This window comes from Microbacterium murale (assembly GCF_014635185.1).
GTDB classification, from domain to species: domain Bacteria; phylum Actinomycetota; class Actinomycetes; order Actinomycetales; family Microbacteriaceae; genus Microbacterium; species Microbacterium murale.
Window position 1 is genome coordinate 19,779 of sequence record NZ_BMCM01000001.1, and the last position, 18,787, is coordinate 38,565.

The following is an 18,787-nucleotide window of genomic DNA, read 5'->3' on the forward strand; positions in this document are numbered from 1 at the left end:
GTACAATCTTGAACAATTGTTCACCCACTTGTACAACGGAGTAGCTCATGGACCAGCCGACGCTGCGCGCGCTGCTGCGACGTCGCGATCTCGGGCTGCGTCTCGTCTCCGCCGAGAGCGCGCTGCGCGCACGCGCACTCGATCGGCCGATGCGCTGGGTGCACTCCTCGGATCTCGCCGACCCCACGCCGTTCCTCGCCGACGACCTCGCGCTTCTGACGACCGGGGCGCAGCTCGAGGGGCAGGACGACGCCGGCATCGGCGCGTACGTCGATCGCCTCGCCGCTCGCGGCGTCGTCGGGCTGGGGTTCGGCACCGGGATCGGCTTCGGCACGAGCGGAACGCGCTCCGCGATACCCGAGCAATTGGTGGACGCGTGCGAGGCCACTGGCATCCCGCTGTTCGAGGTGCCGTACGACACGCCCTTCATCGCCGTCGCCCGAGCGCATTCCGAGGCGATCGCCGCGCAGGCGTATGCCAGGCGCACGTGGGCACTGGAGACGCAGCGGGCACTCGCACGCGCGGCGCTGCGGCCTCGGGGGCTGGAATCCACGCTGTCCGAGCTGGCGCGCCGGCTAGAGCGATGGGTGGGGATGTTCGATGCGACCGGCGCGCTGGTGCACGAGCATCCGCACGACAGGCTGCCCGCCCACGACGTGGCCGACCTCTCGCTGCGCGCCACCGAGTTGATCACCAGGGGTGGGCAGGCCGGACAGTCGCTGACGCTCGGATCGGAGTCGTTCACGCTCTTCACCCTGGGCCGCAGCGGTCACCTGCGTGGTGTGATCGCCGTCGGGACGGCCTCGCTCGATCCCGAAGCGCGTGCGGTCGTGACATCGGTGATCGCGATGGCCGGGCTCGCTCTCGAGCAGAACGACCAGCTCGAGCGCGGCCGGCGGCGGTTGCGCTCTCAGGTGCTCGCCTCGCTGCTTCTCGACGATCCGACCCTCGCGCGTCGCGTGCTCGGCTCGCTTCCGGTCTCCCCCGTGGTCATTGCCGTGGCGGATGCCGATGCCCCTGCGGATGCGATCGCCGAGTGGTGGGATCGCTGGCAGACCGAGCACGGCACTGCAGTGTTCGCCGCCTCGTCGGACGAGGGGCTGACGATCTGCGTCTCCGCCGGCGATGAGGGCCTGTTCGACGAGGTCGCGACGCGTTTCGGCATCCGCCTCGGAGTCTCGGAGCCGGAGGGGTACGGGGCCTTCTCCAAGGCGCACGCCCAGGCCGTCGTGGCGCTCAGACACAACGATCAGGGGGCGGTGCGCTACGTGGACACCGTGGCATCCAGCATCCTCACCGCCTTCGCCACGGATGAGGCTCGACTGGTCGCGGACTCACGGCTCGCGCCGATCCGTGCGCACTCCGAGCTGGAGCACTCGCTGCGGATCTGGCTCGAGCACGATGCGCGCTACGAATCGGCGGCCGTGGCTCTCGGCATCCACCGTCACACGCTCAGGTCACGGATCACCCAGGCGGCCGGGCTTCTGAACCTCGATCTGAGTTCGTTCCCCGCCCGCGCCGAGCTGTGGGCGGCGCTGCAGACCGCCCGCGACTGAGCGGGGATGCCGCGAAGACATCGCTCGTTGCGTGAGACACCAGCTGCGATATGTGGTCTCACGCAGTACGAGGTGTGGACCGCTCCGTGCCCGGCCAGATCAGCGCGGCGCGTGCGCCTCCAGGAATTCGTACACGTCCGTCGTGTCGACCCCCGGGAACGCCCCGGTCGGCAACGTCGCGAGCAGCGTGCGCGGGGTCTTGACGTTCGGCCAGGACTGTTCACGCCAGCGCTCCTCAAGGTCGGCCGGCGCCCGGCGACAGCACACCTCCACCGAGTGCTTCGATACGCCGCGGTTCGTGGTGTCCCGCCCGACGAACCACTTGGTGTCGTCGAATCGCACGCCGACGCTCACCGAGTGCAGGCCCTCGCTGGACGATTCGACCCGCGCCGTGCACCAGTAGGTGCCGTTGCCCGTGTCGGTGTACTGGTAGTACGGGTTGAATCGGTCGTCCTCGTCGAAGACCACGCGGCTGGTCCACTTGCGGCAGCACATCTGCCCCTCGATCGCACCGAGCCGATCGGTCGGGAAGTTCACGTCGTCGTTCTCGTACGCCTTCGTGATCGTGCCCGACTCATGCACCTTCAGGAAGTGCACCGGGATGTCGAGGTGCCTCGTGGCCAGGTTCGTGAAGCGGTGCGCCGCGGTCTCGTATGACACCGAGTACGCATCGCGCAGATCTTCGATCGAGATCGCCCGACGCTCCTTCGCCGCCTTCAATGCCGGCACGACATGCGCCTCAGGAATCATCAGAGCGCCGGTGAGGTAGTTCGTCTCTACCCGCTGACGCAGGAACTCGGCATAGCTGCGCGGCTCCGAATGCCCCAGCATCCGGCTCGACAGCGCCTGCAGCACCGCGGTGCGCGCGTCGCCCTTGGCCGGCACGCTGCTCGACAGATACAGCCGACCGTTCGCCAGATCGGCGACGCTGCGTGTGGTCTGCGGCAGGTCGGGGGCGTAGTGCAGAGTGAAGCCGAGATAGGCGGCGATCTCGGATGCTGTGCGCTGAGTCAGCGGACCGCCGGGGTGCCCGACGGCTTCGAGGATCTCGGATGCCTTCGTCTCGAGTTCTGCGAAGTGGTTGTCCTGCCGACGCATCAGGTGGCGCAGCTCGACGTTGGCACGGCGGGCCTCCTCCGGCGTCGCAGCGCGCTCATCCTTCAGCCGATCGATCTCGCTGTGCAGCGCGAGCATCGCCTTCAGAGCATCAGTCGGCACACTCTTGGCGATGCGGAACGGATCGATCCCGAGCGCCTGGAACGTCTGCCCCTTCATCGCCCGCTCGAGCGCGATCTCCACGGCGCTGCGCTCGTCGAGCGGCTCGCCCTCGAGCAGCGAATCGATGCCGGTGCCGAGCGCGCGGGCGATCGCCTGCAGCAGGGTGAGCTTCGGCTCGCGCTTGCCCGTCTCGATCATCGAGAGCTGACTGGGCGCCCGCTCGACCGCGCTGGCGAGATCTTCGAGCGTCATCCCGCGGGCCGTGCGGAGCTGCCGGATGCGGCGGCCGATGGTGAGGGCGTCGGTGTCTTCTGCGGCGTCAACGGTGCTCATGGCGCCAATTCTGTCACGTTTGCAGAAATTCGATCAATCTTCACACCGCGAATGTTCAGTCCGAGGGTGGAACTTCACTCAGAGTGGTGTCAAGCCACCCGGTTTCGCTACCGGGGATCATCCAACGAAGGAGACGCCATGACGAACATCGCACCTCGCCCCGCCGGCCTGCGAGCCGGAGACCAGACGCAGACCGCGGCGGAGCTCCAGGAGATCTGGGACACCGACCCCCGCTGGGACGGCGTCGAGCGCACGTACACGGCTGAGGACGTCATCCGCATCCGCGGCTCTGTTCGCGAGGAGTCCACACTCGCCCACCGGGGCGCGGAGAACCTCTGGAACCTGCTGCACACCGAGGACTACGTCCGTGCACTCGGCGCGTACACCGGTGGCCAGGCCGTGCAGCAGGTGCGCGCAGGCTTGAAGGCGATCTACCTCTCGGGCTGGCAGGTCGCCGCGGACGGCAACCTCGCCGGTCAGACCTACCCCGACCAGTCGCTGTACCCGGCGAACTCGGTGCCCGCCGTGGTCCGCCGCATCAACAACGCCCTGATCCGTCAGGACCAGCTTGAGCACGCGGAGGGCAACACCACGCAGGACTGGCTCGCTCCGATCGTCGCGGATGCCGAGGCCGGCTTCGGCGGTCCGCTGAACGCCTACGAGCTGGCGTCGTCCCTCATCCAGTCGGGTGCCGCCGGCATCCACTGGGAGGACCAACTGGCCAGTGAGAAGAAGTGCGGCCACCTCGGCGGCAAGGTGCTGGTGCCCACCCAGCAGCACATCCGCACGCTGAACGCGGCACGGCTCGCGGCCGACGTCGCAGGAGTCCCGACGGTGATCATCGCTCGCACGGATGCTCTCGCCGCCGACCTGCTCACGAGCGACGTCGATGAGCGCGACCAGGCGTTCACGACCGGCGAGCGCACCAGCGAGGGGTTCTACCGGATCCGCCCCGGCATCGACTCGGTGATCAGCCGCGGACTCGCGTTCGCGCCGCACGCCGACCTGATCTGGGTCGAGACCGGCGAGCCGGACATCGAGCTCGCCCGCGAGTTCGCGAAGGCCGTGCACGCCGAGTTCCCCGGCAAGCTGCTCGCGTACAACTGCTCGCCGAGCTTCAACTGGAAGAGCAAGCTGTCGGATGCCGAGATCGCGACGTTCCAGCAGGAGCTGGCCGACCTGGGCTACAAATTCCAGTTCATCACGCTGGCCGGCTTCCACGCCCTGAACTACTCGATGTTCGACCTCGCCCGCGGCTACGCCGATCGCGCCATGAGCGCATACGTCGAGCTGCAGGAGGCCGAGTTCGCCGCAGAGGCAGACGGCTACACCGCCACCAAGCACCAGCGCGAGGCGGGCACCGGCTACTTCGACGTCATCTCCACGGCGCTCAACCCCGAAAGCGCCACGCTCGCCCTCGCCGGCTCCACCGAAGCCGCACAATTCCATTGATCCACGCCCCTTCCTAAGGATTCAGATCATGACAACTCCCACCGCCCCACCGACCACCGCTCCGACGCAGACCATCCAGCAGGGTCCTGCCCTGCATGTCACCGGACCGCAGCGCGACCGCTTCGACGAGATCCTCACACCAGAGGCGATCGCCTTCCTCAGCGAACTGCACCACCGCTTCGCCGGACGCCGGCATGATCGGCTCGCCGACCGCATGCGCCGCCGCTTCGAGATCGGCAACGGCCACGATCCCCGTTTCCGCGATGACACCCGCCACATCCGCGACGATGCCGACTGGCAGGTCGCCGGTGCGGGCCCAGGGCTCGAGGATCGCCGCGTGGAGATCACGGGGCCGACTGATCCGAAGATGACGATCAACGCGCTGAACTCCGGTGCGAAGGTCTGGCTCGCCGACCAGGAGGATGCCACGAGCCCCACCTGGGCGAACGTGATCGGCGGCCAGCTTTCGCTGCGCGACGCCATCCGCGGCGAGCTGAGCTTCACGTCTCCCGAAGGCAAGACCTATGAGGTCACTGCCGAGCAGACGCCCACGATCGTGATGCGACCGCGCGGCTGGCACCTCACCGAGAAGCACCTGACGTTCGTCGACCGCACGGGGCGCAGCATGGCGGCATCCGCATCGCTCGTCGACTTCGGACTCTACTTCCTGCACAACGCGAAGGCACTGATCGAGTCCGGCCGCGGGCCGTACTTCTACATCGCCAAGCTGGAGTCCAGCGAAGAGGCCAAGCTGTGGGATGACGTGTTCACCTTCAGCGAGGACTACATCGGCATCGAGCACGGCACGATCCGCGCCACAGTGCTGATCGAGACCCTGCCGGCAGCATTCGAGATGGACGAGATCCTGTTCGAACTGCGCGATCACTGCGCGGGCCTGAACGCCGGACGCTGGGACTACATCTTCTCCATCATCAAGAACTACCGCGGTCGCGGCGCACGCTTCGTGCTGCCGGACCGCAGTGAGGTCACGATGACCGTGCCGTTCATGCGCGCATACACCGAGCTGCTCGTGAAGACGTGCCACAAGCGCGGAGCCTTCGCGATCGGCGGCATGAGTGCATCGATTCCGAACCGCCGCGACCCCGAGGCGACGGCCACGGCCCTCGAGAAGGTCGCCGCTGACAAGAAGCGCGAGGCCGCAGACGGCTTCGACGGCACGTGGGTCGCGCACCCCGATCTGATCCCGACCGCGCAGGCAGAGTTCGATGCGGTGCTCGACGGCCGCCCCAACCAGCTCGACCGCCAGCGCGACGATGTGAGCGTGCGTGCGGAGGACCTGCTGGATCTGCGCATCGGTCGCCCGATCACGAGCAAGGGAGTGCGCGAGAACGTCTCGGTGGCGATCCGCTACATCGAGGCATGGTTGCGCGGGCTCGGCGCCGTCGCGATCGACAACCTGATGGAGGATGCCGCGACCGCGGAGATCTCGCGCTCACAGGTCTGGCAGTGGATCCACCAGGATCGCTCCACCGAGGACGGCACCCGCATCACGCCGGAGTACATCGAAGGACTGATCACCGACGTGCTGGCGCAGGCCACTCGCTCTGCGGGCGACCGGTTCGACGACGCCGCCGATCTCTTCCATGAGGTGTCGCTGGGCGCGGAGTTCCCCGCGTTCCTCACCACCTCGGCATATTCGAAGTTCCTGGTCGAGACGGACTGACCGCGAACACACGAAGGGCCGGATGCTGCGGCATCCGGCCCTTCGCGTGATCAGCGAATCTCGCCGGCAGCGACGGTCTCCGCCAGCGCGAGCACGCGCGGCAGGTGGTGGGCGGCGTAGAAGCCGGCATCCGTCAGGCGCGCGGCATCCGCCTCGGTCGGCGTCTCATGCGCCGAGACCGCGACCGCGGCGAGCGCGTGCATCCAGCCGCCGGCGAGGGTGCCGAGCAGCATGAGGTAGGGAACGCCGACGGCGTACGCATCGCGCGGAGACTCGGCGAATCCGAGCACCGCGTCGGTAGCGCGGCGAGCGGCGTCGAGCGCGCGAGTCAACCGATCCGCGAGCGGCGCACCCTGCAGTGCTTCCACCGTCCGCTCGATCTCGGAGAACAACTCGGCGACGGTCGCCCCCCGATCGCGCAGCACCTTGCGTCCGATGAGGTCGTTCGCCTGGATCGCCGTCGTCCCCTCGTAGATCGGCACGATGCGGGCATCCCGATAGTGCTGCGCGGCCCCGGTCTCCTCTATGAATCCCATGCCTCCGTAGACCTGGATGCCGTCGGACGTCACCCGGAGCGCCTCCTCGCTCGTCCACCCCTTGAGGATGGGGACGAACAGCTCGGCCATGCGGAGCACGTCTTCGCCGCTGTCGGCACGATCGAACAGGTCCCCGACGAACACCGACAGCGCACGCATGGCGAACACCTGGCTCGACATGGAACCGAGGATGCGGCGCACATCCGGATGCTCGGCGATCGTCGCGCCGGCCGGTCGTTCGAGCACACGCCCCTGCAGCCGTCCTGCGGCGTACGAGGCGGCACCCTGGTAGGCACGGTCGGAGATACCGGTGGCCTGGTGGCCCATGCCCACGCGGGCGGAGTTCATCATCACGAACATGCCGGCGAGCCCGCCATGCAGCTCCCCCACGAGGTAGCCGGTGGCGTCCTCGTACGCGAGCACGCAGGTGGGGCTGGCGTGGATGCCGAGCTTGTGCTCGATCGCGACGGTCTCGATCCGGTTGCGCTCCCCCAGCGATCCATCGGCGTTCACCAGGAGACGCGGGGCGACGAACAGGGAGAGCCCCTTGGCACCGTCCGGTGCGCCGGGAGTGCGGGCGAGCACGAGGTGCACGATGTTCTCCGCGGCGTCATGGTCGCCCCAGGTGATGAATATCTTCTGCCCGCTGATCGACCACGATCCGTCATCCCTCGGCGTTGCGATCGTGCGGATCGCGCCGAGATCGGTGCCGGCATCCGGCTCGGTGAGGTTCATCGTGCCGGTCCACTCGCCGCTGACGAGCTTGGTCAGGTACGTCTCGCGAAGCTCTTCGGATGCCGCGGCGTCGAGGGCATGGATCGCACCGGAGCTCAGCATCCAGCACAGGGCGAATGCGGCATTCGAGGCGTTCCAGATCTCACCGAGTCCTGCGCCGACCGATGCCGGCAGGCCGTCGCCGCCGGCGGACTCGGGGGCAGTCGCGGTGACCCAGCCCGCCGCGACGAGTGCCTGGTACGCCTCGGCGAAGCCATCGGGAAGGTGCACGTCGCCGTCCCGGAGTTGAGCGCCTGCCTTGTCACCGCCGGCATCGAGCGGAGCGAGGACCTCCGCGGCGAACTCACCCGCGCCGGCGATGATCTCCACGGCGTCCTCGGCCGTGAGTGCGCCGTCCGACGCGGTGGCGACGATGTCGCGGCCGAACGCCTCCCCGTAGAGGAAGGCGTAGTCGGCGACGGGCGGGACGTAGGGGATGTTGGCGGTCATCGATGACTCCTGACGGTGAGAGACTCCGATCCATCTTAGCTGAGACTGAGTCTCATCACTAGACGTTCGCGCTTCGAGCCCTGTGGATAACGTGCGCGGTGCGGGAGGGATGCCGATTACGCTCGCCGTCATGTCGACCCTCGCTCCACGGCGCCGAATCGAGGCACGTATACGGCGCATCGTCTCACTCGTGCTCAGCACAGTCTGCGGTGTGATCCTCGTCGCGAACGTCGTGCTGTTCTTGGAGCGCCCGTCGACGTTCTTCACAGATGGAGCGTTCGGGCTGGCACCGATTCCCACTCTGCTCGTGCACGCGCTGTGGTGGACGCCCGTCGCCGCGACCGCGGCAGTGCTCGTCATCGGCACGATGCCCGAGGCTGCCAAAGGTTCGCCAACTGTCGATCAGCTCCCGAGACGGCTCCCCATGATGGCCGCAGTGGTCGCGCTCTGCGTCGCCGTCGCGTTCATCGCGGTGCCCAGCGTGATATTCATCGCGTCGATCATGACCGTCGTGTTCGCTGCTGTGCTCTGACACGGGCTGACGCATCCGAGTAGCATCTGAGGTGTGACCGAACGCGCTCCTCTCTCCCGCAAACTGTCCGCCATCGCCGAGTCCGCGACCCTCAAGGTGGATGCCAAGGCCAAGGCTCTGAAGGCCGAGGGCAAGCCCGTCATCTCGTACGCGGCGGGCGAGCCCGACTTCGCCACGCCGCAGTTCATCGTGGATGCTGCCGCTGAGGCGCTCGCCGACCCGGCGAACTATCGCTACACCCCTGCGGCAGGTCTTCCCGCACTGCGCGAGGCGATCGCCGCCAAGACCCTCCGCGATTCCGGCCTCGAGGTCGCGCCCAGCCAGGTGATCGTCACCAATGGCGGCAAGCAGTCCGTCTACCAGGCCTTCCAGACCGTTCTCAACCCGGGCGATGAGGTGCTACTGCCCGCCCCTTACTGGACGACCTACCCGGAGGCGATCGCCCTGGCCGACGGCATCCCGGTCGAGGTCTTCGCCGGCGCCGATCAGGATTACAAGGTCACCACCCTGCAGCTCGAGGCGGCGCGCACAGAGCGCACCACCGCGCTCGTGTTCGTCTCGCCCTCGAACCCCACCGGTGCGGTCTACACGGCCGAGGAGACGAAGGCGATCGGCGAGTGGGCCGTCGAGCACGGCATCTGGATCATCTCCGACGAGATCTACCAGAACCTCACCTACGAAGGCGTCAAGGCGACCTCGATCGTGGAGGCTGTTCCGGATGCGGCAGCGCAGACGATCCTCGTGAACGGCGTCGCCAAGACCTATGCGATGACCGGATGGCGCGTGGGCTGGATGGTCGGGCCTGCTGACGCGATCAAGATCGCCGGCAATCTGCAGTCACATCTGAGCAGCAACGTGAACAACGTCGCTCAGCGCGGCGCGATCGCCGCCCTGAACGGCCCGCAGGACGAGTCGGAGCGCTTCCGCGAGGCGTTCGATCGCCGCCGACGCCTGATCGTCGCCGAACTCTCGAAGATCAATGGCGTGCGTGTGCCGAACCCGCTCGGCGCGTTCTACGTGTATCCGGACGTGCAGGGCCTGCTGGGCCGCACGTGGGGCGGCGTGACCCCGACGACGTCACTCGAACTCGCGGATCTGATCCTGGATCAGGCCGAGGTCGCGGTCGTGCCGGGCGAGGCCTTCGGCCCGTCCGGTTACCTGCGCCTGTCGTACGCGCTCGGAGACGACCAGCTGTTGGAGGGCGTGCAGCGCCTGCAGCGCCTGTTCGCCTAGTGCAACGCGCTCACTCCTCCTGATATCCGATGAGCCAGCGGATGCCGTAGCGATCGGTCACCTGACCGTCGAAGTCGCCCCAGGCGCGCTTCTGCAGTGGGTCGACGTTCGTTCCGCCCTCTGACAACTGCGCGAACCATCGCTGCAGCACGGCAGCCTCGGCAGTGCCGAGCAGCGAGAAGGTCGCGCCGACGATGTGCACGGCATCCTGATCGGGGCCGGCGTCCGAGCCGAACAGCTCGACGGCGCCGGACACCGCGCCGTGCGCGATCGCATCGCCGGGTCCGTCGGTGCGGCTGAACTGCTCGTACGTGAACAGCGACAGCTCACCGCCGAACACCTCGTGGTAGAAGGTCAGCGCATCGCGGGCGTTGCCGGGGAAGAACAGGTACGGGACGAGTCCACTCATGCGGGCGAGTGTAGCGCGGACCTCGTACAGCCGAGACTCTTACAGATCGACGTCGATCAGCACAGGTTCGGGCTGCAGCAGCAGTCCGAACTCCGACTGCACTCGCGACTGGATGAATCGGGCGAGCTCGGCCAGTTCGGCGGCGGTCGCCCCTCCCCTGTTGGTCAGCGCCAAAGCGTGCTTGGTCGACACTCCGGCGCGAGAGCGCGGCAGGCGGAACCCCTTCGAGATGCCGGCGTTCTCGATCAGCCACGCTGCGCTCACCTTGACTTCGCTGCGTGCGGACGGCGTCGGCGCGATGAAGCCGTCGTATGCGCCGAGCGGGATGACGGTCACAGCATCCAGATCGGGCGTGACCGGCCATCTCGGGCATTCGGGTGGCAGCTGGAGGGCGACCGATTCCGCCACGATCGCGTTCTGGAAGAACGATCCGGCACTAGCGGTGTCCGGATCGGCGGGGTTCAGCAGCATCCCCTTCTGCGCGCGGATCCAGAGGATCTGCTCCCTCACCCACTCGAGAGGCACCGGCTGCTCGGCGGCGTCGCCCGACAACCCGAGCGCACGTCGCAGCTGCTCACCACGCACGACGCGCCCGGCGGGGCCGACGTCCGCGAGGTCCAGCGTCACGGACAGGATCACAGCACGTCGAAGCGGCACGCCGCCATGGTGGTGCTTGAGCACGGAGGTGCGGAACCCGAGCCCGAGTTCGGATGCCGGCACGGTCGAGACGTCGCCGGTCGACTCGTCGATCATCTCGACCTCGACCAGTGTCGACTGGATCTCCTGCCCGTACGCTCCGACGTTCTGCACCGGCGCTGCCCCGACTGTGCCCGGGATGCCGCTCATCGCCTCGATACCGGCGAGCCCGTGCTCGACCGTGTACGCGACCAGGGCATCCCAGTCGTGCCCGGCCTGAGCGCGCACGCGCACCCGACCTTCGTGCGGGGACGGAAGTCGTTCGACGCCAGAGGTCAGCACACGGATGACCGTGCCGTAGAAGGGCTCATCGCCGGCGAAGAGGTTGGATCCGCCGCCCAGCACGAACCACTCATCCCCTCGTGCCCACGTGTCGCGCAGCGCGTCGATGAGGTCGGGGGTGCTCGTGGCATCCAGCATCCGCTCGGGGGCGGCGCCGGTGCGCAGCGTCGTCAGCTGCGCGAGCGGGATGGGGGTGATCTCGGTCATGTCGGGCGGCTCAGAGCACGACGCGCAGCTGTGCTTTGACGAGGACCGTCGTGTCGGCGTGCTTCACCGTGAGGTCGATGCGCACGCTCTGCTCATCAACCGCTCCGACCTTGGCGAGCACCGAGACGTCGGCGCCGTTGTCGGGATCGACAACGACCGGGCGAGTGAAACGCACCCCGTAGTCGGTGATCTTCGATGAATCGCCGAGCGCCGCCACGACCACAGACGACGCGAGACCCATGGTCAGCATGCCGTGCGCGAGCACGCCGGGCAGACCGACGGATGCCGCGATTTCGTCACGGTAGTGGATCGGGTTGAAGTCGCCGGAGGCTCCGGCGTAGCGGACCAGCGACTCGCGCGTGAGATGAATGGTGCGCTCGGCGATGACGTCTCCGACGGTGTAGCTCATGCCTTCCCCTCCCCGTCGTTGTCCTCGGAGCCGACGAGCAGCACGCTCGTCGCCGTGACGACGTGCTCGCCGGCCGCATCGGTGATCTCCGCTTCACTCGTGATCATCGCGTTGCCCGCCATCATGCGGATGCCGGTGACCTTGAGGCGCCCCGACAGCTCGTCGCCCGCGACGATCGGGCGCGTGTACGCGAAGCGCTGCTCGGCGTGGATGGTGCGCGCCAGCTCGATCCCGGAGTCGGGTTCGCTCAGCAGCTGCTGCAGCGTCTGGTCCTGGATGACCATCGCGAACGTCGGCGGAGCCACCACGTCTGCGTATCCGAGCGCACGCGCCGCGTCGACGTCGACGTGCAGCGGAGCGTCGGCGAAGACGGCGCGCGCGAACTCGCGCACCTTCTCGCGGCCGACCAGATAGGGCGGGGTCGGCGGGAATTCCCTGCCGATCAGTTCGGAGTTCACAGGCACTGTCCGAGTCTACCGACCGGAGCCCGCGGCCCGGCACAGCTGCGGTCAGCGCCGGCGCATGCGGAGGGCCTTGACCGCCATCTGCACAGCGATCACCACGAGGTATGCCGCGAACAGCATGTTGCCGAGGAACGGGTCGATCAGCGTCGCGAGCCACGCGCCGAGCGCGGTCGTCGTGCACGCCGAGACGCCGATGAGGCCGGCCGCGAGCAGGTCGACGTTGCGGTGGCGGAGATTGCCGATCGTGCCGGAGATCGCCGTGGGGATCATCATCAGCAGCGAGGTGCCCTTCGCCTCGAGGTCGCTCGTGCCGAACACGAGCATCAGCACGGGGACGACGATCACGCCGCCGCCGACGCCGATGAGGCCCGCGATGATCCCCGTGAGCACGCCGACGAGGGCGAGCCCAGCGCCGTTCAGCCAGCCGAGTTCGAACTCGGCCGCGCGTGACGGGATCACGAGGAACAGGCTGATGATCACCAGTACGAGGAAACCGACGAATCCCCAGCGCAGTGCGCTCTGCGAGATACGAGGCAGCAGGCGGGTGCCGACCTGGGCGCCGATCACGGCGCCTGCGGCGAGGATGAGGGCGGGAATCCACGCCACGGATCCGGATGCCGCGTACGAGATCACGCCGACGCTCGCGGTGGGAACGATCGCCGCGAGCGAGGTGCCGGCGGCGAGCCGCTGGTCGAAGCTCAGGAACAGCACGAGCAGCGGAACGATGACCGTCCCGCCCCCGACCCCGAAGAGCCCGGACAGGAGGCCGGCGACGAGTCCGATGAGGACGAAGGTCACATAGGCGCGGGGGCCTCGGATCCGTGGAGCGAGTTCGTCAGAGGTTCCGGGCACCACGTCAGACTATCGCGGGTGCCGCCGGCATCCGGCATCCGGCCGAAGCGTCGGCGCAACGCAAGAAGGCCCGCCTTCCCTGAACGGGATGGCGGGCCTTCTCGGCGGAAGAACTCCGGGGCGGCGTGTTACTTGCCGGCCTCGACGAACCCTGCGGCCTCAGCGGCCTCGGCGGTGCGGAACCAGACCTCGGCGACCGTCGCGTCGTACCACTGACCGTCGGGGCGGTGGAACTTCATCGAGTCCTTGTTGCCCTTGATGTCGAAGCCCTCGGGCGCCGAGCCGTCCTCGTTCGCAGCGGCGGAGTCGGCACCGAAGCCACCGTCGACGAGTGCAGCGGCGGCGGTAGTCTCAGCGGCTGCGCCCTCCTCCTGCGACTCGGCACCGGCGTCGGCGGCCTCATCGGCCTTCGGAGCCTCTGCGGCCTTCGGAGCCTTCTCAGCCTTCGGCTCAGCCTTGGCGGTGGCCTTCTTCTTCGGCGTGACGGGCTCGAGGACGAGCTCGATCACTGCCATCGGGGCGTTGTCGCCCTTGCGGTTTCCGACCTTCGTGATGCGGGTGTAGCCACCCTCACGGTCGGCGACCAGCGGTGCGATCTCGGTGAAGAGAGTGTGAACGACCTGCTTGTCACCGATGATCGACAGCACCCGGCGACGGGCGTGCAGGTCGCCGCGCTTGGCGAACGTGATCAGGCGCTCAGCGAGCGGACGAAGGCGCTTGGCCTTGGTCTCGGTCGTCTTGATCGACTTGTGGGTGTACAGAGCCGCGGCAAGGTTGGCAAGCAGCAGACGCTCGTGGGCGGGGCCGCCTCCGAGGCGGGGACCCTTGGTGGGCTTAGGCATATTGATCTAACTCCTGGTCAGAATTTCGGGAAGGTCAGAAGGACTCGTCTTCGCCTGCGCCGTAGAAGTGGGCGCCGTCGAAACCGGGCACCGAATCCTTGAGCGACAGACCGAGCGAGATGAGCTTGTCGCGCACCTCGTCGACCGACTTCTGGCCGAAGTTGCGGATGTTCATGAGCTGCGTCTCGGACAGTGCCACGAGCTCGGACACCGTGTTGATGCCCTCGCGCTTGAGGCAGTTGTACGAACGGACCGACAGGTCGAGGTCTTCGATCGGCATCGACAGTTCGCTGGAGAGCACGGGCTCAACGGGTGCCGGACCGATCTCGATGCCCTCGGCCTCGACGTTCAGCTCGCGGGCCAGACCGAACAGCTCGGTCAGGGTCTTCGCGGCCGACGCGATGGCGTCACGCGGGAGCATGCTGTTCTTCGTCTCGACGTCGAGGATCAGCTTGTCGAAGTCGGTGCGCTCACCGGCGCGAGTCGCCTCGACGCGGTAGCTGACCTTGAGGACCGGCGAGTAGATCGAGTCCACGGGGATCTGCCCGGCCTCGGCGTACTCGTTGCGGTTCTGGGTCGCCGACACGTAGCCGCGGCCACGCTCGATCGTGAGCTCGAGCTCGAACTTCGCGGTGTCGTTGAGCGTCGCGATGACGAGCTCGGGGTTGTGGACCTCGACACCGGCCGGAGCCGAGATGTCAGCGGCGGTCACTTCACCGGCACCGGTCTTGCGCAGGTACGCCGTGATGGGCTCGTCACGCTCGGACGAGACGACGAGCTGCTTGATGTTGAGGATGATCTCGGTGACATCCTCCTTCACGCCGGGGATGGTGCTGAACTCGTGCAGCACGCCGTCGAGACGGATGCTGGTGACAGCAGCGCCGGGGATCGACGAGAGCAGGCTGCGACGCAGCGCGTTACCGATGGTGTAGCCGAAGCCGGGCTCGAGCGGCTCGATGATGAACCGGCTGCGGTCCTCGGCGATCTTTTCCTCGGTCAGTGTGGGACGCTGTGCAATGAGCACTCTGTGTTCCTTTCGATCACATGCCCGCTATATGACATGTGGTGGGGTGAGGTCTTGAGTTGTGAAAGTCTGAGCCCCGTCCGCGAACTCGTCGCGGGAGGGCGGTGAGTCGCCCGCCCTCAGGCGAGCGACTCGACAGCCAGGGTCAGACGCGACGGCGCTTCGGCGGACGGCATCCGTTGTGCGCCTGCGGGGTGACGTCCTGGATCGAACCGACCTCGAGGCCTGCGGCCGTCAGCGAGCGGATCGCGGTCTCGCGGCCCGAGCCCGGACCCTTCACGAAGACGTCGACCTTCTTGACGCCGTGCTCCTGAGCCTGGCGGGCGGCCGACTCGGCAGCCATGCCTGCGGCGTACGGGGTCGACTTGCGCGAGCCCTTGAAGCCCACTCCACCGGACGATGCCCAGCTGATGACAGCGCCGGACGGGTCGGTGATCGAGACGATCGTGTTGTTGAACGTCGACTTGATGTGGGCCTGGCCCAGCGCGATGTTCTTCTTTTCCTTGCGGCGCGGCTTGCGCGCGGCGGCCTTGGGTGCAGCCATGAAAGTGTTCTCCTATTCCCTGGCCGCTGCTTAGCGGGCCTTCTTCTTGCCGGCGACGGTGCGCTTCGGGCCCTTGCGGGTACGGGCGTTGGTCTTGGTGCGCTGACCGCGGACGGGCAGGCCACGACGGTGGCGGATGCCCTCGTACGAGCCGATCTCGACCTTGCGGCGGATGTCGGCGGTGACCTCGCGGCGCAGGTCACCCTCCACCTTGTAGTTGCCTTCGATGTGGTCACGAAGAGTGATCAGCTGCTCATCGCTGAGGTCCTTGACGCGGATCGACTCGTCGATCTCGGTCGCCTTGAGGATCTCGACGGAGCGGGTACGGCCGATGCCGTAGATGTAGGTAAGGGCGATCACCACGCGCTTGTCGCGCGGGATGTCAACGCCGGCAAGACGTGCCATGCGGTTCTCCTGGGATGTGTAGAGGTGTGGAGCAGGATGTGGACCCGGGCCTCTGTCCCGAGGTGTCCCTCACTTGCGTGAGTTCTTGATCCTGCCTTTATGTGTTCAGTTGTGAGTCGGATCCGGAGATCAGCCCTGGCGCTGTTTGTGGCGCGGGTTGCTCTTGCAGATGACCATGACGCGGCCGTGACGGCGGATCACCTTGCAGTGATCGCACATGGGCTTGACGCTGGGCTTGACCTTCATTGTGTTTCCTGTTCGCTGTCTTCGTGCACGCCCAATGGCGTGCCGTTACTTCTCGACCGATCAGCGGTAGCGGTAGACGATACGGCCGCGGGTCAGGTCGTAGGGGCTGAGCTCCACGACCACGCGGTCTTCGGGGATGATGCGGATGTAGTTCTGCCGCATCTTTCCGGAGATCGTCGCAAGGACCTTGTGTCCGTTGCTGAGCTCAACGCGGAACATCGCGTTGGGCAGAGCCTCGGAGATCACGCCCTCGATCTCGATGACACCGTCTTTCTTAGCCATAGCCTCGCTGACGCTTCTGCAGACCGGTCGATCTGCGGTGGATGAGTGATGTGGTGCCGCACCGGACGGACATGCCGGAACACGGCGCAAGGCACCAACGGTCTATCTTATCGATCCGGATGCGATCCGGCAACTTGAGATGCGCCGGAGCGCCTCGGATCAGCCGAGCAGCTTCTCCATCTCGGTGATCTCGCCGGCCTGCAGGTCGAGTCGCTTGCCGTTGACCTCGACGGTCGGAGTGCCCGCGATGTCGTGGGCCTTGGTCTGAGAGTCGACGAAGTCCATGTACGTGCCGTCTGCGATGCAGTCTGCCGCGGCGCCTGCGCCGGCCTGCTCCGCAAGAGTGGCCAGGTCCTCGTCCGAGATGCCGGCCGAGTTCTCTTCGGGCTGGTTGGCGAACAGTGCGTTGAAGAAGTCCAAAGCCGCATCGGGCGCCTCGGCCGCGACGCAGTACATTGCACTGCCCGCACGGGTGGAGAACTCGGTGTTCTGAGAGGCGCGATTCAGGATCGACACCGGGTGGATGTTCAGCGTGATGTCGCCGTTCGCCGCGGCGGTCTGCAGCTGCTCGCCATAGGATTTTTCGAAGTCGCCGCAGATCGGGCACATGAAGTCGACGTAGGTGTCGACGGTGTCTTCACCGTCGCCGAACACGATCGCGCCGGTCTCATCGTTGATGATCGCACTCTGCGGCGCGGTGCCGGGGTCATTGGCCTGGTTGTTGAGGAAGACCACGAGCCCGCCGAGCGCCACAAGAACGACGACGACCGCGATCGAGATGCCGATCGCGAACCAATTGGTGTTGCTCTTTGCTGCTGCCATGGCTGTTCGTTCTCCTGGTGCTGGACGCCTCGGGGGCGCGGAAAATGCTGTGGGGGACGCTTCTATCGTCCCTGCAAAGTCTATGCACCCGTTGTGAGCGCCCCTCGCCCCCGAGGCCACGTCTCCGCCATGCCCGCGCACGCCGACCCCGGGCGTGACATCACCCGCTGCGTGAGACACCACGTCCGAGTCGGTGTCTCACGCACAAGCCGTTGCCTCACGGGTTCGTCGGTCGGTGACATCAGTTCCCGCGCGAGACACCATGGCAGGCGCGGTGTCTCACGCAGAAACTGTTGCCTCAGTTCCACCGTCACTCGCGCTGCACATGTCCTGCCGTGTCGTGGTTATCCACCGCACGGGCCTTTCACGCACCGATGCCATCTCCGCTGCGACCAGAATGCACGGATGCCGCACCTGCTCTCAGATCGGGCTGTCACCTCATCGCCCGTCTCACTCATCACGACATCCGAAGCGCGAATGCTCGGCGTGCCCCTCGTCCCGAGCACGATGCGCCGCATCCGCCGAGGCATCTATGTGCGGCGCGCGGAGTTCGATCACCTTCCGCCGTGGACCAAGTACGCCGTCCGCGTGCACGCGTTCGCTCGGCTGCACCCGGACGCGATCCTCTGCCTGGAGTCAGCCGCCGTCCCCCACGGCCTCCCTGGCTTCGGCGAGACGGCTGACATCCACGTGTTCGATCCTGAGCGGCTGCGCTCGCGACGCTTCGGCGATGTTTTCGTCCACGCCAGTCACGAGCCACGCGAGGTGCTGCGGATCGACGGAGTGCTGGTGACCGGCATCCGCGAGACCGTGATCGACCTCAGTCGTGTGCTGCCTCCGGCTCGAGCACTCGCTGTCGCGGACAGCGCGATCTCCCCTGCGCAGGGTGGCCTGCTGTCATTGGACGAACTGCGCACGAACGCTGAGACGCAGACGAATCGCCGCGGGCGCAATCGCTCCCGTTGGGTCTGGGACCGTGCAGAGGGCCAGTCCGAGTCACCCGGTGAGAGCATCAGCCGCGCCGTCATCGCATGGTGCGGATTCGAGGCGCCCGAACTGCAGCATGTGTTCCGATATGAAGGATGCGAAGACCGCGTCGACTTCTACTTTCGGGGTAACCGCGCCATCGGTGAATCCGACGGGTGGGGCAAGTACGCGCTGGAGGACCCTGCTGAAGGCGCACGGATTCTCCGGGAGGAGAAACTACGAGAAGAACGGCTTCGCCGCAATCAGCATCCGTTCGCGCGATGGGATCTCGCCGGTGCGCAGAAGGTGAATCCGTTGGTCAGAGCGTTGGAGTCCGCGGGCGTACAGCGCGTCCGTGCCGCCCAGCCCGAGATGCTGGCGACACTGAGGGATCACACCCGCGAGAAGCCGCGGGCGCAGCGGATGAACGCTGCGCCGTCTCGATCGCAGACAACACGCTCCGCGTGAGACACCACGCCCGCAGTGGGGTCTCACGCAGCAAACGATGTGCGTCTCTCTGGCGCCGGCGCGACACCACGATCCGCTTGAGACACCATGCCCGCAGTGGG

20 protein-coding genes are annotated in these 18,787 nt (G+C 67.0%); 6 read left to right on the forward strand and 14 right to left on the reverse strand.

All coding sequences use genetic code 11. The features are described from left to right. Window positions 1-47: 47 nt before the first annotated feature. Window positions 48-1,556 (forward strand): PucR family transcriptional regulator, encoded by a 1,509-nt coding sequence (locus tag IEV67_RS00095; RefSeq protein ID WP_188434517.1) that lies wholly within the window; start codon window positions 48-50, stop codon window positions 1,554-1,556. Between the two features lie 99 nt (window positions 1,557-1,655). Here the strand turns inward: IEV67_RS00095 and IEV67_RS00100 are convergent, their stop codons facing one another. Next, window positions 1,656-3,107, reverse strand: coding sequence for a helix-turn-helix domain-containing protein (locus IEV67_RS00100; RefSeq protein ID WP_188434518.1), 1,452 nt, complete (start codon window positions 3,105-3,107; stop codon window positions 1,656-1,658). 138 nt (window positions 3,108-3,245) lie between these two features. Between IEV67_RS00100 and aceA the strand changes: the two genes are divergently transcribed. Both aceA and aceB read left to right on the forward strand, forming a co-directional pair. Beyond that, window positions 3,246-4,559 carry an isocitrate lyase gene (aceA, locus tag IEV67_RS00105; protein WP_188434519.1) on the forward strand — a complete coding sequence of 438 codons (1,314 nt, stop codon included), beginning with the start codon at window positions 3,246-3,248 and terminating at the stop codon, window positions 4,557-4,559. A gap of 28 nt (window positions 4,560-4,587) precedes the next feature. Further along, on the forward strand, window positions 4,588-6,243 hold the full coding sequence (gene aceB / locus IEV67_RS00110; protein ID WP_188434520.1) for a malate synthase A: 1,656 nt from the start codon (window positions 4,588-4,590) through the stop codon (window positions 6,241-6,243). Window positions 6,244-6,293: 50 nt separating this feature from the next. Here the strand turns inward: aceB and IEV67_RS00115 are convergent, their stop codons facing one another. Then, window positions 6,294-8,003, reverse strand: a complete 1,710-nt coding sequence (locus tag IEV67_RS00115; RefSeq protein WP_188434521.1) for an acyl-CoA dehydrogenase family protein — start codon at window positions 8,001-8,003, stop codon at window positions 6,294-6,296. A gap of 130 nt (window positions 8,004-8,133) precedes the next feature. On the opposite strand from IEV67_RS00115, the gene IEV67_RS00120 reads away from it, so the two are divergent. Further along, window positions 8,134-8,535, forward strand: coding sequence for a hypothetical protein (locus IEV67_RS00120; RefSeq protein ID WP_188434522.1), 402 nt, complete (start codon window positions 8,134-8,136; stop codon window positions 8,533-8,535). A 33-nt stretch (window positions 8,536-8,568) separates the two neighbouring features. Beyond that, the gene (locus IEV67_RS00125; RefSeq protein WP_188434523.1) at window positions 8,569-9,768 is read left to right on the forward strand and encodes a pyridoxal phosphate-dependent aminotransferase; all 1,200 of its coding nucleotides are present in this window, start codon (window positions 8,569-8,571) and stop codon (window positions 9,766-9,768) included. A gap of 10 nt (window positions 9,769-9,778) precedes the next feature. Here the strand turns inward: IEV67_RS00125 and IEV67_RS00130 are convergent, their stop codons facing one another. The 12 genes from IEV67_RS00130 to IEV67_RS00185 all read right to left on the reverse strand — a co-directional run bounded on the left by IEV67_RS00130 (window position 9,779) and on the right by IEV67_RS00185 (window position 17,252). Continuing rightward, the gene (locus IEV67_RS00130) at window positions 9,779-10,177 is read right to left on the reverse strand and encodes a VOC family protein (protein ID WP_188434524.1); all 399 of its coding nucleotides are present in this window, start codon (window positions 10,175-10,177) and stop codon (window positions 9,779-9,781) included. A 39-nt stretch (window positions 10,178-10,216) separates the two neighbouring features. Then, complete coding sequence (locus IEV67_RS00135; protein ID WP_188434525.1) at window positions 10,217-11,362, reverse strand: UDP-N-acetylmuramate dehydrogenase; 1,146 nt, start codon at window positions 11,360-11,362, stop codon at window positions 10,217-10,219. 10 nt (window positions 11,363-11,372) lie between these two features. Beyond that, window positions 11,373-11,771, reverse strand: a complete 399-nt coding sequence (locus tag IEV67_RS00140) for a MaoC/PaaZ C-terminal domain-containing protein (RefSeq protein ID WP_188434526.1) — start codon at window positions 11,769-11,771, stop codon at window positions 11,373-11,375. Next, complete coding sequence (locus IEV67_RS00145) at window positions 11,768-12,235, reverse strand: FAS1-like dehydratase domain-containing protein (protein ID WP_188434527.1); 468 nt, start codon at window positions 12,233-12,235, stop codon at window positions 11,768-11,770. The genes IEV67_RS00140 and IEV67_RS00145 overlap by 4 nt, the downstream gene beginning before the upstream one ends. A 45-nt stretch (window positions 12,236-12,280) precedes the next feature. Beyond that, window positions 12,281-13,090: a sulfite exporter TauE/SafE family protein gene (locus IEV67_RS00150; protein ID WP_373284398.1), complete on the reverse strand. Its 810-nt coding sequence runs from the start codon at window positions 13,088-13,090 to the stop codon at window positions 12,281-12,283. Between the two features lie 125 nt (window positions 13,091-13,215). Further along, window positions 13,216-13,929, reverse strand: coding sequence for a 50S ribosomal protein L17, sunset domain variant (rplQ, locus tag IEV67_RS00155; protein WP_188434528.1), 714 nt, complete (start codon window positions 13,927-13,929; stop codon window positions 13,216-13,218). Between the two features lie 34 nt (window positions 13,930-13,963). After that, complete coding sequence (locus IEV67_RS00160) at window positions 13,964-14,953, reverse strand: DNA-directed RNA polymerase subunit alpha (protein WP_188434529.1); 990 nt, start codon at window positions 14,951-14,953, stop codon at window positions 13,964-13,966. 145 nt (window positions 14,954-15,098) lie between these two features. Next, complete coding sequence (gene rpsK, locus IEV67_RS00165; RefSeq protein ID WP_033106075.1) at window positions 15,099-15,497, reverse strand: 30S ribosomal protein S11; 399 nt, start codon at window positions 15,495-15,497, stop codon at window positions 15,099-15,101. Window positions 15,498-15,527: 30 nt separating this feature from the next. Beyond that, window positions 15,528-15,902 (reverse strand): 30S ribosomal protein S13, encoded by a 375-nt coding sequence (gene rpsM, locus IEV67_RS00170; RefSeq protein WP_033106074.1) that lies wholly within the window; start codon window positions 15,900-15,902, stop codon window positions 15,528-15,530. A gap of 129 nt (window positions 15,903-16,031) precedes the next feature. After that, on the reverse strand, window positions 16,032-16,148 hold the full coding sequence (gene rpmJ / locus IEV67_RS00175) for a 50S ribosomal protein L36 (RefSeq protein WP_188434530.1): 117 nt from the start codon (window positions 16,146-16,148) through the stop codon (window positions 16,032-16,034). A gap of 60 nt (window positions 16,149-16,208) precedes the next feature. Continuing rightward, window positions 16,209-16,430 carry a translation initiation factor IF-1 gene (gene infA / locus IEV67_RS00180; RefSeq protein WP_017201569.1) on the reverse strand — a complete coding sequence of 74 codons (222 nt, stop codon included), beginning with the start codon at window positions 16,428-16,430 and terminating at the stop codon, window positions 16,209-16,211. A 159-nt stretch (window positions 16,431-16,589) separates the two neighbouring features. Then, entirely contained in the window at window positions 16,590-17,252 is a 663-nt protein-coding gene (locus IEV67_RS00185) for a DsbA family protein (protein WP_188434531.1), read from the reverse strand. Between the two features lie 405 nt (window positions 17,253-17,657). Here IEV67_RS00185 and IEV67_RS00190 point away from each other — a divergent pair, with 405 nt between their 5' ends. Beyond that, the gene (locus IEV67_RS00190) at window positions 17,658-18,686 is read left to right on the forward strand and encodes a hypothetical protein (protein ID WP_188434532.1); all 1,029 of its coding nucleotides are present in this window, start codon (window positions 17,658-17,660) and stop codon (window positions 18,684-18,686) included. The last annotated feature ends 101 nt before the right edge of the window (window positions 18,687-18,787 follow it).

Bases quoted from the DNA above. Each gene is read 5' to 3' on its own strand.
- infA (WP_017201569.1), bottom strand. From the start codon at position 16,430: ATGGCTAAGAAAGACGGTGTCATCGAGATCGAGGGCGTGATCTCCGAG.
- IEV67_RS00185 (WP_188434531.1), bottom strand. From the start codon at position 17,252: ATGGCAGCAGCAAAGAGCAACACCAATTGGTTCGCGATCGGCATCTCG.
- IEV67_RS00130 (WP_188434524.1), bottom strand. From the start codon at position 10,177: ATGAGTGGACTCGTCCCGTACCTGTTCTTCCCCGGCAACGCCCGCGAT.
- aceB (WP_188434520.1), top strand. From the start codon at position 4,588: ATGACAACTCCCACCGCCCCACCGACCACCGCTCCGACGCAGACCATC.
- IEV67_RS00135 (WP_188434525.1), bottom strand. From the start codon at position 11,362: ATGACCGAGATCACCCCCATCCCGCTCGCGCAGCTGACGACGCTGCGC.
- IEV67_RS00095 (WP_188434517.1), top strand. From the start codon at position 48: ATGGACCAGCCGACGCTGCGCGCGCTGCTGCGACGTCGCGATCTCGGG.
- rpsM (WP_033106074.1), bottom strand. From the start codon at position 15,902: ATGGCACGTCTTGCCGGCGTTGACATCCCGCGCGACAAGCGCGTGGTG.
- IEV67_RS00100 (WP_188434518.1), bottom strand. From the start codon at position 3,107: ATGAGCACCGTTGACGCCGCAGAAGACACCGACGCCCTCACCATCGGC.
- IEV67_RS00140 (WP_188434526.1), bottom strand. From the start codon at position 11,771: ATGAGCTACACCGTCGGAGACGTCATCGCCGAGCGCACCATTCATCTC.
- rpmJ (WP_188434530.1), bottom strand. From the start codon at position 16,148: ATGAAGGTCAAGCCCAGCGTCAAGCCCATGTGCGATCACTGCAAGGTG.
- rpsK (WP_033106075.1), bottom strand. From the start codon at position 15,497: ATGGCTGCACCCAAGGCCGCCGCGCGCAAGCCGCGCCGCAAGGAAAAG.
- rplQ (WP_188434528.1), bottom strand. From the start codon at position 13,929: ATGCCTAAGCCCACCAAGGGTCCCCGCCTCGGAGGCGGCCCCGCCCAC.
- aceA (WP_188434519.1), top strand. From the start codon at position 3,246: ATGACGAACATCGCACCTCGCCCCGCCGGCCTGCGAGCCGGAGACCAG.
- IEV67_RS00190 (WP_188434532.1), top strand. From the start codon at position 17,658: ATGCCGCACCTGCTCTCAGATCGGGCTGTCACCTCATCGCCCGTCTCA.
- IEV67_RS00120 (WP_188434522.1), top strand. From the start codon at position 8,134: ATGTCGACCCTCGCTCCACGGCGCCGAATCGAGGCACGTATACGGCGC.
- IEV67_RS00115 (WP_188434521.1), bottom strand. From the start codon at position 8,003: ATGACCGCCAACATCCCCTACGTCCCGCCCGTCGCCGACTACGCCTTC.